15 protein-coding genes and 1 other annotated feature (1 of these 16 cut by a window edge) are annotated in these 14,399 nt (G+C 28.0%); of the genes, 12 read left to right on the top strand and 3 right to left on the bottom strand.

Going from position 1 to position 14,399, the window contains the following annotated elements:
* Positions 1–41 precede the first annotated feature (41 nt).
* Both GOQ27_RS16410 and GOQ27_RS16405 read left to right on the top strand, forming a co-directional pair.
* Positions 42–1,133 (top strand): PfkB family carbohydrate kinase, encoded by a 1,092-nt coding sequence (locus GOQ27_RS16410; RefSeq protein WP_203367955.1) that lies wholly within the window; start codon positions 42–44, stop codon positions 1,131–1,133.
* Positions 1,127–2,041 carry a pseudouridine-5'-phosphate glycosidase gene (locus GOQ27_RS16405; protein ID WP_203367954.1) on the top strand — a complete coding sequence of 305 codons (915 nt, stop codon included), beginning with the start codon at positions 1,127–1,129 and terminating at the stop codon, positions 2,039–2,041. Before GOQ27_RS16410 ends, GOQ27_RS16405 begins: the two co-directional genes overlap by 7 nt.
* Positions 2,042–2,070: 29 nt before the next feature.
* Here the strand turns inward: GOQ27_RS16405 and gdhA are convergent, their stop codons facing one another.
* A complete protein-coding gene (gene gdhA / locus GOQ27_RS16400) occupies positions 2,071–3,408 on the bottom strand; it encodes an NADP-specific glutamate dehydrogenase (protein ID WP_203367953.1) in 1,338 nt (445 codons plus the stop codon).
* A gap of 246 nt (positions 3,409–3,654) precedes the next feature.
* Between gdhA and GOQ27_RS17560 the strand changes: the two genes are divergently transcribed.
* Positions 3,655–5,319 (top strand): Spo0B domain-containing protein, encoded by a 1,665-nt coding sequence (locus GOQ27_RS17560; protein ID WP_203367952.1) that lies wholly within the window; start codon positions 3,655–3,657, stop codon positions 5,317–5,319.
* A gap of 47 nt (positions 5,320–5,366) precedes the next feature.
* Here the strand turns inward: GOQ27_RS17560 and GOQ27_RS16390 are convergent, their stop codons facing one another.
* On the bottom strand, positions 5,367–6,002 hold the full coding sequence (locus GOQ27_RS16390; RefSeq protein WP_203367951.1) for a hypothetical protein: 636 nt from the start codon (positions 6,000–6,002) through the stop codon (positions 5,367–5,369).
* Between the two features lie 109 nt (positions 6,003–6,111).
* On the opposite strand from GOQ27_RS16390, the gene GOQ27_RS16385 reads away from it, so the two are divergent.
* A complete protein-coding gene (locus GOQ27_RS16385; protein ID WP_203367950.1) occupies positions 6,112–7,518 on the top strand; it encodes a hypothetical protein in 1,407 nt (468 codons plus the stop codon).
* On the opposite strand, the gene GOQ27_RS16380 is transcribed toward GOQ27_RS16385, so the two are convergent.
* Positions 7,511–7,804 carry a putative Se/S carrier protein gene (locus tag GOQ27_RS16380; RefSeq protein ID WP_203367949.1) on the bottom strand — a complete coding sequence of 98 codons (294 nt, stop codon included), beginning with the start codon at positions 7,802–7,804 and terminating at the stop codon, positions 7,511–7,513. The genes GOQ27_RS16385 and GOQ27_RS16380 overlap by 8 nt on opposite strands.
* 166 nt (positions 7,805–7,970) lie before the next feature.
* Here GOQ27_RS16380 and GOQ27_RS16375 point away from each other — a divergent pair, with 166 nt between their 5' ends.
* The 8 genes from GOQ27_RS16375 to GOQ27_RS16340 all read left to right on the top strand — a co-directional run bounded on the left by GOQ27_RS16375 (position 7,971) and on the right by GOQ27_RS16340 (position 14,182).
* Positions 7,971–8,681, top strand: coding sequence for a glycosyltransferase family 2 protein (locus tag GOQ27_RS16375; protein WP_203367948.1), 711 nt, complete (start codon positions 7,971–7,973; stop codon positions 8,679–8,681).
* Positions 8,682–8,901: 220 nt separating this feature from the next.
* Positions 8,902–9,351, top strand: coding sequence for an RrF2 family transcriptional regulator (locus GOQ27_RS16370; protein WP_203367947.1), 450 nt, complete (start codon positions 8,902–8,904; stop codon positions 9,349–9,351).
* A gap of 72 nt (positions 9,352–9,423) precedes the next feature.
* Positions 9,424–10,599, top strand: coding sequence for a cysteine desulfurase NifS (nifS, locus tag GOQ27_RS16365; protein ID WP_203368082.1), 1,176 nt, complete (start codon positions 9,424–9,426; stop codon positions 10,597–10,599).
* The gene (nifU, locus tag GOQ27_RS16360) at positions 10,599–11,018 is read left to right on the top strand and encodes a Fe-S cluster assembly scaffold protein NifU (protein ID WP_207751329.1); all 420 of its coding nucleotides are present in this window, start codon (positions 10,599–10,601) and stop codon (positions 11,016–11,018) included. Before nifS ends, nifU begins: the two co-directional genes overlap by 1 nt.
* Before the next feature lie 66 nt (positions 11,019–11,084).
* Positions 11,085–12,170 carry a tRNA 2-thiouridine(34) synthase MnmA gene (gene mnmA, locus GOQ27_RS16355; protein WP_203367946.1) on the top strand — a complete coding sequence of 362 codons (1,086 nt, stop codon included), beginning with the start codon at positions 11,085–11,087 and terminating at the stop codon, positions 12,168–12,170.
* Positions 12,171–12,231: 61 nt separating this feature from the next.
* Complete coding sequence (locus GOQ27_RS16350) at positions 12,232–12,768, top strand: PRC-barrel domain-containing protein (protein ID WP_203367945.1); 537 nt, start codon at positions 12,232–12,234, stop codon at positions 12,766–12,768.
* A gap of 36 nt (positions 12,769–12,804) precedes the next feature.
* Positions 12,805–12,963, top strand: a complete 159-nt coding sequence (locus GOQ27_RS16345; RefSeq protein ID WP_203367944.1) for a hypothetical protein — start codon at positions 12,805–12,807, stop codon at positions 12,961–12,963.
* A gap of 43 nt (positions 12,964–13,006) precedes the next feature.
* Positions 13,007–14,182 (top strand): AI-2E family transporter, encoded by a 1,176-nt coding sequence (locus GOQ27_RS16340; RefSeq protein ID WP_203367943.1) that lies wholly within the window; start codon positions 13,007–13,009, stop codon positions 14,180–14,182.
* Between the two features lie 51 nt (positions 14,183–14,233).
* Positions 14,234–14,399 (top strand) — a binding site (T-box leader); it runs 36 nt beyond the window's last position.

Genomic DNA, 14,399 nt, shown 5'->3' with positions numbered 1-14,399 from the left:
TAAACATAAGCTTATTCAAATAAACAAAAGTTGGTGAAAAAATGACTGATAGAGAAAAAGAAATACTAAATCTAATTAGAGAAAATCCTTTAATAAGCCAACAGGAGTTGGCAGATATCTTGTCAATTAAAAGATCATCTGTAGCAGTTCATATAACCAATCTAATAAAGAAAGGACTTATTAAAGGACGAGGTTATATATTAAATACTGATGACATAGTAGTCATTGGCGGAAGTAATATAGACTTACAAGGCTTCAGTTATGAAAACCTTATACCAAAGGATTCTAATCCGGGAGAAATAAAGCTTTCTGTAGGAGGTGTAGGTAGAAATATTGCCGAAAATCTCTCATTACTAGGGATGAAAGTTAATTTTATTTCAGCAGTTGGTAATGATATTTATGGGAAAAAAATATTAAATGAATTGCAAAGTTCAGGTATATCTACTAACAATATATTAGTAACGGAACAATATCCTACATCAACATATCTATCAATATTAGATAGTGAAGGTGATATGAATGTAGCTATTTCTTCAATGGAGATATTTAATGAAATAACTATTGATTTGTTAAGAGAAAAGTCAAATACTATCAAAAATTCAAAAGGTATAATTTTAGATACTAATTTACCTAAAGAAACTTTGGAGTATATAGTTAACCACTATGGTGAAAAAGATATTTTTATTGATACAGTCTCTACTACTAAATCATTAAAAATAAAAGAGATTATAGATAAGTTTCATACTATTAAACCTAATAAATATGAAGCAGAAATCTTGAGTGGAATAGAAATCAGATCAAAAGAAGATTTAGAAAGAGCAGGGAACTACTTCTTAAGTAAAGGAGTTAAGAATATAATTATAACTTTAGGAGAAGATGGAGTATATTATAAAGACCAATATCATTCTGGTCATATACCAAGCCCGGAAATAGAAGTGATTAATGCTACAGGAGCAGGAGATGCCTTTATGGCGGCTTTAATCTATGGTCACTATAATAATTGGAGTATAAAGGATCAAGTAATATTTTCTATAGGCGGCTCTATCCTTGCTATGAGTGATGAAAATACTGTTAATAGAAATGTCTCAGTAAACAATATAAGTAAATTAATTAAGGAGATGAAAATATGTTAAATAAATATATAGAAATCAAAGATGAAGTTAAAAAGGCACTAGAAAATAATCAACCAGTAGTTGCATTAGAGTCTACTATAATATCCCATGGCATGCCTTATCCACAAAATGTAGAAACTGCTAGGAGAGTGGAGGAAATAATTAGAGAGAATGGAAGTATTCCTGCTACTATTGCAATTTTAAATGGTAAGATCAAAGTTGGATTAACTGATGATGAATTAGAATACTTAGCTAAGGCAAAGGATGTTAAAAAAGCTAGTAGAAGAGATATACCTTTTATCATATCCAAAGGATTAAATGGGGCAACAACAGTGGCATCAACAATGATAATAGCTGACCTAGCCAAAATAAAAGTATTTGCTACAGGAGGAATAGGAGGAGCTCATAGAAATGCACAGGATACCTTCGATATATCAGCAGATCTAATGGAACTTGCTAATACTAATGTGGCAGTAGTATGTGCCGGCGCTAAATCAATCCTTGATATAGGACTAACATTAGAATATCTTGAGACCCATGGAGTACCAGTCATTGGCTTTGGAACAGAGGAATTTCCAGCATTTTACACAAGGAAAAGTGGTTTTAAGGTTGATTATTCTGTAGATAATGAATTAGAATTAGCAAAAGCTATAAAAGTAAAATGGGATTTAGATATAAAAGGCGGTATAGTTATTGGAAATCCAATACCAGAAGAATATCAAATGGATTTTGATGAGATAAATAATGCTATAAGTGATGCTTTAAATGAAGCAGAAGAAAAAAATATTAAGGGAAAAGAAACAACTCCATTTTTATTGTCTAAGATAAAGGAAATAACTAAAGGAGAAAGTCTAAAATCTAATATAGAACTTGTTTATAACAATGCAAGAGTTGGATCAAAACTAGCTAAGGAGTTATCACAAGTATAAAAAAATCTCCCCAAAAAGGGGAGATTTTTTTATACTACTCCTTGAGCTAACATAGCTTCTGAAACTTTTAAGAATCCTGCAATGTTTGCACCGGCTACATAATTTCCTTCCATACCATATTCTTTAGCAGCATCATTAGATACTTTAAAGATATTAGCCATTATAGCTTGTAATTTTTCATCTACTTCTTCAAATGTCCAAGATAATCTCATACTATTTTGAGACATTTCTAACGCTGAAGTAGAAACACCACCAGCATTTGCAGCTTTAGCAGGAGCAACTAATACTCCTTTTTCTAAGAATAAGTTAACTGCTTCATTCGTACAAGGCATATTAGCACCTTCACCCATAACTTGAACTCCGTTATTAATTAATTGCTCAGCATGTTCAACATGAATATCATTTTGTGTAGCACAAGGTAATGCTATATCACATTTTATTGACCAAATACCTTTTTGTCCATCATGATATTCTGCGTTTGGATGGTGCTTAACGTATTCACTAATTCTTTTTCTTTCTACTTCTTTTATTTGTTTAACAGTATCAAGGTTGATACCATCTTTATCATATATGTAACCCTTAGAATCACACATAGCAACAATTTTAGCACCAAACTGTTCAGCTTTCTCACATGCATAAATAGCCACGTTTCCTGCTCCTGATATAACAACAGTTTTACCTGCTAAAGTGGAATCGTTTGCTTCTAGCATTTCCTTAACGAAATATATTAAACCATAGCCTGTAGCTTCTTTTCTTGCTAAAGATCCACCATAAGTCAATCCTTTACCTGTAAGAACTCCACCTTCATAACCATTTCTTATTCTCTTATATTGACCAAATAAATAACCTATTTCTCTTCCGCCTACTCCGATATCTCCAGCTGGAACATCAATATCTGGACCAATATGTCTATATAGCTCAGTCATAAAACTCTGACAGAATCTCATGATTTCACCATCTGATTTACCTTTAGGATCAAAGTCAGAACCACCTTTACCTCCACCAATTGGTAAACCTGATAAAGAATTTTTAAATACTTGTTCAAATCCTAAGAACTTAATTATTCCCAAATAAACAGATGGATGGAATCTTAATCCGCCTTTATAAGGTCCTATAGCACTATTAAATTGAACTCTAAATCCTCTATTTACTTGAACATTTCCTTCATCATCTACCCATGGTACTCTAAACATTATTTGTCTTTCTGGCTCAACTAATCTCTCAATAATTCCTGCTTTTGCATATTGAGGATTTTTTTCTAAAACAGGCTGTAAAGATAATAAGACCTCTTCTACAGCTTGATGAAACTCTGATTCACCAGGATTTCTTTCTTTTACTATCTGTAAAACGTTTTCAACAACTGACATTTAATCAGCTCCTTTCATAATTTGTAACCCCTCCAACTATAGATTATATCTCTTCTTATAAAATTTTCAACATTAATTTAATATTCTTAACATTTTATTTTCATGAATTATTTGGTATAATCTTATCAATGCATTATGCGACATATTTCAACTGTACTTATTATTATTATACTATATATGACAATAATCGCTACAACTCAGTGATAATCAATTTCCTGGGCAATATAAAACATAGAGGTGAACATAGTGAGAAAAATTTTAACAAATGTAATAAAGGATAAAAAAATAAGAACTAGATTTCTTGTATTGATGTTATTGTTAATTTACATACCGATAATTCTAAATATTTTTATAATCTATAGAAGTACCATATCAACTATAAAAACAGAAAGAATTGAATCATTAGAGCAAGTATTATATAAAACCACTCAGTCGATAGATTATAATTTAAGTAACTTAAAAGAAATTGTAACTGAAATAGCGGATGATAATGGATCGAATGCTTCTCTAAATAAATATGATGAAGTAGATGAAAAATATCAACAAAGAATAGATATATATTTACAAAACAGGTTAACTGATTTTAATAATAAAAGTTATTTTATTAATCAATTGACATATGTAAGTAATGCAGGAAACTTTTTTTCAAGTGAAGGGAATCGTCAGATAAATGAGAATGAATTATTAAAGTCAAAGTTTTATAAAGATTTTTTAAATGGTGATAAAGATCAAATTTGGGATTATAGTGATACAACAAGGGACTTTTTAGCGGAGGAGAATAAGGAAAGTCTTATTATACTTCAAAAACTATACTATGTATTACCTCAAGATATTATAGATAAAAAAGGATTGCAAGGAAGAGATAAAACAACTCAGACTGGAATACTAGTTACTATATTAAACATTGATGCAATTAACGCCTTATATAAAGATATACCAATAAATGATATAGATGATATTTCTATTTATAATAAGGATGGAAAAATATTATTTAGTAATGAAGAGAAACTAGGTGTTTCTTCTAAAGTTAAAGAAATGATTAATGATAGCAAAGATATTCAAACAAAAGAGATAAAATATAATAATGGCACTGCATTATTAGATGTTTCTAAAATTAATTCTATGGATGGATGGTATTTATCGACACTACAATCACTAGATGATGTTTTAGGAGAGACAAAGAAATCTTTATTTAATAGCTTTTTAATATTAGGGTTTGTAGGATTAGTGATATCTTTATGGATAATATTTGAGTTGTTATTCTTTTCTAGACTTATAACGGAGAAAGAAATGTCTAGTTATAGGTTAGAAGTAATGGAAGACATGAATAGTAAACTTAGAATGTATAAGCATGATTTTTTCAATCATTTACAAATCATCCAAGGGTTGCTGGAATTGAAACAACCAGAACGAGCAAAAAAATATTTAACAGATGTAGTTAAGGAAGGAAGAACAATAACATCAAGATATGAAATTGGTATTCCTGAAATTGAAGCAACTATATACTCTGCTATAAATAAGGCTAAAAACTCTGGAATCGATGTGGAAATAAATTCTACAGAACTATCAGAAGAGATTGGTGTTAATTTATACGATCTATCAAAAATACTAACAAACTTATTGAAAAATGCTATACAAGCCTTAGAGACTTCAGAAGAAGATCATAAGTTGTTAAAAATAAATATATATGAAGATTTAGGAGAGTACGTTTTTAGTATATACAATAATACACCTATAATCAGTGAAGAAATTAGAGAAAATATTTTTAATAAAGGGTTTTCAACTAAAGGGAAAAAAGATAGGGGATTAGGATTATATATTGTAAAGAAATTAATTGAAAAGAACGGTGGAAATATAGAATTAGATATAGATGAAGGGAACTATTTCATTGTAAGATTTCCTAATAATTAATAATAGTAGTAAATAATAAAGACGTGGCTAGCCACGTCTTTATTATTTTAATACTCAGGGTAAAGGTCTTCAAACTGAGGTGGGAAGAAGTCAGGGAATGGTAAATAATCAAATGATTCACATATATCTGCTTCTGGACTAAACTCCTCACATTCAGGTGGTTCTGGGCAGAAACCAAATGCAGGAATAAGCAACTGTACTCTACCTACTACTTTAACGATAATAAAAACTCCTACTGCAAAGTTTAATTTATCATCACATTTATCTACGTCTCCTAAAACTTTGGAGCTAGTTTCTACAACTATTCTAAAATCAAATTCATCTCTTACATCGTCTGGAATGAATAAAACAATGTCTTTTAAAATATCTGGAAGAAAATCTTCGAAAGTTTCACCCTTAGTATTTTTAATTACATATGGTATTCTTAATGTAAATCTAACTCTTTTAAAATTGTCTCTATTCGGTAAGGAACTTACTATTAGAGTATTAGGAACAATAAATCCTGAACCAAATTTAATTGATTCAAATTTACCTTCAATTTTTTGTTCAATATCTGGGAAGCATTCTCTTTGCTGGCAGTGGGCATATACCTTATCGGTAATAATACATACATGTTCTTTCACGTAATTTAAGTCATTATCCACGAAATTTTCCCCAGGATCGGAATCATAACCATTAGCCATAATATATCCTCCTTTATTATAATAATTTTAATAAAATCATCTTTAGTTTCATATTATGAATTATAGGAATATTGGTGCATGAATTTATAATTTTTAAGGTGGTGATTTTATGATAAATAGTTCAATTGGGAGTGTGTTTTTAACAAAAAAGAAAGAGTATATAATAATATTCATATCAAAGAAAAATGAATTACTATACAAAGTATTTAATGAAGAAAATCAAAATATAAAATCTGATACATTAATCAAAAAGAATGTAATAGATTTTAGTGCTGATTTAGATCAAAATGATAATATTCATATAACCCATCTAGATAAGGAAGGTAACTTTCTTTATTCAATACTCAAAGAAGATAATATAAAAAATAATATCCTTAAAAAGTTTAATTTAAATTCAAACAAGTATAAAGAATTTAAGATAAAAGCTACAGAAAATAATATAGATATATTATATTTATCAAATGATGTCCTTAATCCTAATCTGTGGACAATAAATCATTTAAAAGTAAATAGAGAAGGTTGGTTAAAAAACAATGTTATAACTTTTGTAGCTCACAATAAAACTAAAACTTATTCAATAGCACAGGATAAATATTTAAATATACATGTAATCTATCTGCATAAATATGAATCAAAACATCACGTGAATTATATTAGTTATAATAGTATTTTAGGTAAATGGATTAATCGACCCACAAAATTATCTGAAGAAGACGAAGATAATTATAGTCCTGAAATTCATGTAGATTCTAAAGATAATTTACATGCCCTTTGGATAAGCAATGAAACAATAGTACATAAAGTTCTTCCCTTAGTTAATTCTTATAAAAAGAACTGGAAGTTTATATCAACTGATAATTCAAGAGTAGAAGGATTACCAATTATTACTGAGAGTAAAGACGGTATATATATAGCTGGCATAAACAATGAAACAAACTCCATTGCTATATTTAAAAATGAAAATAAAAATAATATACATAATAAGGATATATCCTTAAATAGTTTTCAATATTATAACTACCTGCATAATTTTAATAACTCTAGCTATATATCCGGAAATTATATATTAGGTGATATAACAAATCATATTAATATTATATATCCTAATATTTTGATGTTTTCTAATAATATAAGTAAAAAAGAACTAAAGGAAATAAAAACAACAAAAAAGGAAGATATAATTATTGAAGAAGAGCTTAATAACATTGATGTGAACTTTAATACTATAGATATAAAAAAAATTAATGAAGAACTTGATTCAAAATTAGTTCCTTTAGAAGAAGAATTATTTAATGAAGATATAAACATCTATGTCGAAAAACTAAATGAAATTATTAATAGAGAAATAGAGGAGAAACTAGCTATATCTCAAACTTTAATCAAATTAAATGGAATCAATGAAGATACATTATTAAAGCTAGAAAAATTATCTGCTGAAATATATGAAACAAATAAATATATTGAGAATATCAAGAACAGATCATTTTGGCAGAAAATAGTTGATATATTTAAATAGGAGTTTCTATTTTTGTAATTTCTTTTCTGCCATTTTTTCTAATGATTTCATATAATTCAACCCCAATATTATTGTTGGGAATTAAATTTTGAATTGTTTTATAATCATCTAAATTCTCAAATTTAATAGAGTAATTACAACCTTCTTTTAATTGACATGGAGCGGATACAAGATTGAATTTCTTAATACCTTTCTTTTGTAATGAATAGTATAATCCTATAGCATGGTTTTTTGAATCAAATATTGCTAGATAATATTTCTGATTGTTTATATATGTAGCATTCATTTAATCAATCCTTTCATATATACTTATTATTAATATATTAAAATTAATAGAATTAGTTGCATATAAGAAAGGATATTCTTATTATTCTTTAAATCTAATACTTAATAATGCTACTATATACATATGAATAAGCATAAACTAAAATAAATGTATTTGGTGGTGAGTTATGGAAACTAATAAGGTCTCAATGGATGGAGTATCTGTTATTACTATCACCAACAAAGGAAGAATGTTAGATAATATATTTAGTAACTATACAACTCAAAGATATGAAAACAAAGAGTTAATAATTGTTATAAATAATAATCATATTGGAAAAGAAATGTATATAAATAAGTTCAAAAATCATGAAAATATTTATATATATGTATTAGATGAGAAAATATCATTAGGTAAATGTTTAAATTTTGCAGTAGAAAAAAGTAATTACAATATCATTGCAAAATTTGATGATGATGATTACTATGGCATGAATTATTTAATGAACTCTATAAATACTATGAAGAAAAAAGATACATTAGTTATTGGTAAATCCACAAATTATGTTTATTTTGAAGATGCTAAGATATTAGCACTTAGGAATGTGAATAGAGAAAATACTTTTGTAAGAAGGGTAGAAGGACCTACATTAATATTTAAGAAGAGTGTATTTGATATTGTTAGATTTGTCGATAAATCATTAGGTGAAGATGTTCAATTTTGCAAGGATTGTATAAAGAATAAAATACCAATATATTCGTCAGATAAGGAGGATTTTGTATATATAAGACATACATTTAAAAACGACCATACTTGGAAGATAGACAATGAATATTATATAAAATTATGTAAAATAATAGGGAAATATGAGGATTTTAAAGAATATATTAATTTTTAAATTGTATATAATAAAGGATGAGCATTAATGCTCATCCTTTATTATATACAAGGATAATTATTAATTAATAATAACTAGGAGTATTGAACTTTTTGTACACTATATTCTAAACAAAATGTAATAAAAATAACTTTGACTGAATCTTGACAAAGATAGTCGGATATAATATACTAAAACCATAATTCCAGGCGATATACTAGGGATTTGAAAGGGTGATAGAATGAAACTATCTACAAAAGGTAGGTATGGGCTTAAGGCTATGTTTGAATTAGCTTTACACTTTGGAGAAGGACCTATCCCTCTTAAAGATATTGCAGAAAAACAAAACATATCAGAACATTACTTAGAACAATTAATTGCTACATTAAGAAAAGATGGGTTAGTGAATAGTGTAAGAGGTGCTCAAGGAGGATATCTTTTATCTAGCGAACCAAAAGAAATTACTGTAGGTGATGTTATTAGATCATTAGAAGGTAATATTGCTCCTTCAGACTGTGTAATAGAAGGAGAACCTCTTGACTGTGATAGAGGAGAATACTGTGTAACTAGAGGAGTATGGAAGAAGATTAGAGATAGCATAAATCAAGTTATTGATACTGTTACTTTACAAGACATGGTTGATGAACAAGATGAAATTAATAAAAATAAGAGTTATATGTTTTATATATAACAATAAAAATTAAATTACTATTTGCTTGGAAAATGGGTAGACAATATGATGAATGAGGAGGAGATACATTTGATGAGAGATGTATACATGGATAATGCGGCCACAACACCTGTAAAAAAAGAAATAGTTGAAAGTATGATACCATATTTTACTGAAAATTATGGCAATCCTTCAAGTATATATAGAAGAGGAAGAGATTCAAAAAAAGCTATTGATGAATCAAGGGATCTTGTAGCTAAGATATTAGGAGCAAGTTCTAGAGAAATCTACTTTACTAGTGGAGGATCTGAATCAGATAACTGGGCAATAAAAGGGGTAGCTCTAGGAAATAAGAATAAGGGTAATCATATTATAACAACAAAAATTGAACATCATGCAGTACTTCATACTTGTCAATATCTAGAAAGAAATGGGTTTGAAGTTACTTATTTGGATGTTGACGAATATGGAATGATAAGCTTAGATGATTTAAAAAAAGCAATAAATAAAAATACAATATTAATTAGTATAATATATGCAAATAATGAAGTTGGAACTATACAGCCTATTAAAGAAATAGGTAAAATTGCTAAGGATAATGACATTTATTTTCATACAGATGCTGTTCAGGCAGTTGGAAATATAGAAATTGATGTAGATGAATTAGGAGTTGATCTTTTATCTTTATCAGCTCATAAATTTTATGGACCTAAAGGGGTAGGAGCATTATACATCAGAAAAGGTGTAAAACTTAATCCTTATATACATGGCGGAGCACAAGAGAGAAATAGAAGGGCTGGTACTGAGAATATAGCAGCCATTGTGGGTCTAGCTAAAGCATTAGAATTAGCATATAATAATTTAGAATCTCACAATGAAAATTTAATATATTTAAGAAATAAATTAATAAAAGGTATAATGAATGAGATTAGTTATGTAAAATTAAACGGTCATCCAGAAAAAAGATTACCTGGTAATGTAAATGTATCAATCGAGTTTATAGAAGGTGAAGCCTTGTTACTAAGTTTAGACATGGTTGGCATAGCAGCATCCAGTGGATCAGCATGTACTTCGGGGTCATTAGATCCTTCTCATGTACTATTAGCTATGGGGTTACCTCATGAAATAGCTCATGGTTCTTTAAGATTATCTCTAGGAGATTTTAATACTGAAGAAGAAGTAGATTATGTAATAGAAAATTTAGCAAAGATAGTACAGAGGTTAAGAGATATGTCACCGTTGTATGAAAGAGTAAAGGAGGACAAATAATGTATTCAGAGAAGGTAATGGAACATTTTACTAATCCAAGAAATGTTGGAGAAATTGAAGATGCTGATGGTGTAGGAGAAGTAGGAAATGCTAAATGTGGGGATATAATGAAAATGTATCTTAAGATAGAAAATAATATAATAGTAGATGTTAAATTTAAAACATTTGGATGTGGATCTGCTATTGCATCATCAAGTATGGCTACAGAACTTATTAAAGGAAAATCAATAGAAGAGGTATTAAAGATAACTAACAAAGCTGTAGCTGAAGCTTTAGACGGTTTACCACCTGTTAAGATGCATTGTTCTGTATTAGCAGAGGAAGCTATAAAATCAGCACTTAAAGATTATTCAGAAAAAAGTGGTGTTGAAATAGAAGAATTAAAAGATTTTGAACCGAAAGAAGACCATCATCACTAAGCTACTGTTGACACAGTAGCTTTTTTTTTGAAATAATATATTGGATAATAAAGTGGGGTGAAAGAAATGGATAAGAAAAAAGTAGTTATTGGAATGAGTGGTGGAGTTGATAGCTCTGTTGCAGCATATCTATTAAAAGAACAAGGGTATAATGTAATAGGAGTTACTATGCAGATATGGCAAGATAATGGTATTGAAAAAGAAGGAGGGTGTTGTTCGTTATCAGCAGTGGAAGATGCTAGAATGGTAGCAAATAAATTAGACATACCTTTTTATGTAATGAATTTTAAAGATATATTCAAAAAAAGAGTGATTGATTATTTTATAGATGAATATGGAAAGGGCAGAACACCAAATCCATGTATTGCATGTAATAGATATATAAAATTTGAAGAATTATTAAAACGATCAAATCAACTAGGAGCCTATTATGTTGCAACAGGACATTATGGTAAAATTGAATATGATACTAACAAAGATAGATATATACTTAAAAAATCAGATTCTGATGCTAAAGATCAATCTTATGCATTATATAATATGACTCAAGAACAATTAAAGCATACATTAATGCCATTAGGAAATTTTGATAATAAAGAAAAAGTAAGAGATATAGCTAGAGAACTAGGTTTAATAGTAGCTGATAAAAAAGACAGCCAAGAAATTTGTTTTGTTGAAGATGATAACTACAGTAAATTTATACAAGAAAATGCTGATTACAAAATAAAATCAGGTAATTTTATTGATATTAATGGAAATACTATCGGTAAGCATAAAGGAATTACTAATTATACTATTGGACAAAGAAAAGGTTTAGGACTAGCTTTAGGAAAGCCTGCATATGTAACTGATATTGATGCAGAAAAAAATCAAGTTATTATTGGTGATAATAGTGATGTATATGGTAAAGAATTAATTGCTGAAGATATAAATCTGATATCCATTGATAGTCTTGAATCTCCATTAAAAGTAAAAGCAAAAATAAGGTATAACTCTCAATCGAGTGATGCATACTTGATTCCTATAGATGATGATAAAGTAAAAATAATTTTTGATGAATCAGTAAGAGCAATCACTTCTGGACAGTCTGTTGTATTTTATGACAATGATGTAATTGTGGGTGGAGGAACAATTTTAAAGAAATTAAAATAAAAGTGTTTTTTCTTGCAATAATAAGTATATAAATAAAAAAAGAATGAAAAGAGGTGTTATATTGAAAAGAACCAAAAAAATAATGAGATTTGACATTATTGATAATCAGACTGGCGATAAATTAGGTACAGTAAAAGACTTTATTTTTTCAAGACAAAAACTTAGAATAGTTGCCATATTAGTATCAGAGGGTGGATTATTTAAAGAAGAAAAAATTATAAGATATAAAAACATCTCTAGCATAGGTAAAGACTTTATTACTGTAGAAAAGAAAAATATAGTAGAAAAATTAAAAGATTTTCCGGAAATAGAAAAGGAATCTGAATCAGATAATGATATAATAGGATTACCAGTACTCATAGAAGATGGAGAAAATATAGGATATATTGATGATATAGTATTTGAAGAAAAAAATGGAACTGTTATGGGTTTTTTATTAACAGATGGAATAATACAAGATATTTTAGATGGCAGGAACATGTTACCATTTCTAGAAGTAATGAGTATTACTAAAAAAGCATTAATAATTGATAAACAATTTAAGGATGATTATGAAAAGAATAAGGAAAAATTCAAAAAACTTCTTGTGTTAGATTGAAATAATAGAGCAAACTAATATTGAGGAGATGATAATATGAATAACAAATTAGTGAATGGTATTATCACTGGGACGATTATTAGTGCGGTAGGTATGTATGCATCCTCTAAAATGAGTCCTAGACAAAAAAGAAAAATGATGAAAAGAAGTAAAAAGATGTTTACGAATGCAATGGACAATATGAATATGTTTTAAATTAAGGCAGCTTTGCTGCCTTAATAATTGATGGGGGGATAATATGATAGGTTTATTAGATGCATTAAATTACATAAGAGAGATTTCGATAATAGTATTATTAATATTATTATCATATTTTATAGTGAAATTTGGGAACAAGTATTTGGGACATGATAGAGAGTTACATATAAGTAAAAAACAAATAATTATATCATTGTTGTTACTTATTTTTATAATAACTACATATTATGTATTTAGCGATAATGGATTAAGAGAAATAATTTTTACAATATTCATTTCTATTATCATTGCATATGTAATAAATCCTTTAGTAAATATTTTAGAAGATAAAAAAGTAAATAGAGTATACGGTGTTTTATTAGTATATTTAGTAATTTTAGGAACTATATATTTAATGTCAGTATTAATATTCCCAGCAATATTTAATGAAATAAAAAACTTAGTCAACTTATTACCTAAATATTCCAACAATGTAAGTAACTTTGTGAATGACTTATATAATGATTATTATAAAAATATTAAAGATTTACCATTTGGTTTAGATGAAGTCAAGGGTAGTATTGAAGAGAATATTACAAAAGTACAAAATATACTAATCGATGGAATAAAAGGTTCAATGGATTTTATAATATCATTTTTCTCTAAAGCAATAAATATATTTTTAATTCCTATTATTGCATTCTATCTAGTAAAAGATAAAGATTATTTCAAGAAAAATATAGAAATGACAATTCCGAAAAAATCTAGATCAGAAATTATAAATTTATCTAGAAAAATAGATTATTCCCTAGGGAATTTTGTGAGAGGACAATTTATTATTGCGCTGTTTGTGGGAACATTTACTGCAATAGGGCTTTTAGTATTAGGAGTAAATTATGCTCTAACAATTGGACTTATATCAGGGGTAATGAATATTATTCCTTACTTTGGCCCAATAATAGGAGGAGCAATAGCTATGTTATTTGCTCTTTTGGAATCACCATTAAAAGCAGTTTGGGTATTAATTCTTTTTATAATTATTCAACAATTAGAGGGAAATATACTACAACCTAAAATTATGGGAGATAAAGTAGGGTTACATCCTGTGATTATTATAATTGCTTTATTAATAGGTGGTAATTTAATGGGGATATTAGGTATGTTATTGGCAATACCTGTAACTACTACTTTAAAAATAGTTTTATCTCATATATTACAAAAAACAAGTGAAATGTAGTGTTGACAAATTTAGATTTAATTTTTATAATCTTTATAAGAATAGAATAATGAAATAGCTATGATAGGGAGTAGTATTTACATGATTACTTACAGAGAGGATGTTCAAGGCTGGAAAATATCTAGTATAGTGTAGAGAAGCAACCCTTAAGCTGAATTCTTGAAATTAGTAGAGAATTTCGGATGAGACCGTTATATGATTAAGTGACACTTTTGTA

This window comes from Anaeromonas frigoriresistens (assembly GCF_016820655.1).
GTDB classification, from domain to species: domain Bacteria; phylum Bacillota; class Clostridia; order Tissierellales; family SIT17; genus Anaeromonas; species Anaeromonas frigoriresistens.
This window is presented reverse-complemented; position numbering and strand designations above follow the sequence as displayed.

Bases quoted from the DNA above. Each gene is read 5' to 3' on its own strand.
- mnmA (WP_203367946.1), top strand. From the start codon at position 11,085: ATGGATAAGAAAAAAGTAGTTATTGGAATGAGTGGTGGAGTTGATAGC.
- GOQ27_RS16390 (WP_203367951.1), bottom strand. From the start codon at position 6,002: ATGGCTAATGGTTATGATTCCGATCCTGGGGAAAATTTCGTGGATAAT.
- GOQ27_RS16370 (WP_203367947.1), top strand. From the start codon at position 8,902: ATGAAACTATCTACAAAAGGTAGGTATGGGCTTAAGGCTATGTTTGAA.
- nifU (WP_207751329.1), top strand. From the start codon at position 10,599: ATGTATTCAGAGAAGGTAATGGAACATTTTACTAATCCAAGAAATGTT.
- GOQ27_RS16385 (WP_203367950.1), top strand. From the start codon at position 6,112: ATGATAAATAGTTCAATTGGGAGTGTGTTTTTAACAAAAAAGAAAGAG.
- GOQ27_RS16345 (WP_203367944.1), top strand. From the start codon at position 12,805: ATGAATAACAAATTAGTGAATGGTATTATCACTGGGACGATTATTAGT.
- GOQ27_RS16410 (WP_203367955.1), top strand. From the start codon at position 42: ATGACTGATAGAGAAAAAGAAATACTAAATCTAATTAGAGAAAATCCT.
- GOQ27_RS16405 (WP_203367954.1), top strand. From the start codon at position 1,127: ATGTTAAATAAATATATAGAAATCAAAGATGAAGTTAAAAAGGCACTA.
- nifS (WP_203368082.1), top strand. From the start codon at position 9,424: ATGAGAGATGTATACATGGATAATGCGGCCACAACACCTGTAAAAAAA.
- GOQ27_RS16380 (WP_203367949.1), bottom strand. From the start codon at position 7,804: ATGAATGCTACATATATAAACAATCAGAAATATTATCTAGCAATATTT.
- GOQ27_RS16375 (WP_203367948.1), top strand. From the start codon at position 7,971: ATGGAAACTAATAAGGTCTCAATGGATGGAGTATCTGTTATTACTATC.
- gdhA (WP_203367953.1), bottom strand. From the start codon at position 3,408: ATGTCAGTTGTTGAAAACGTTTTACAGATAGTAAAAGAAAGAAATCCT.
- GOQ27_RS16340 (WP_203367943.1), top strand. From the start codon at position 13,007: ATGATAGGTTTATTAGATGCATTAAATTACATAAGAGAGATTTCGATA.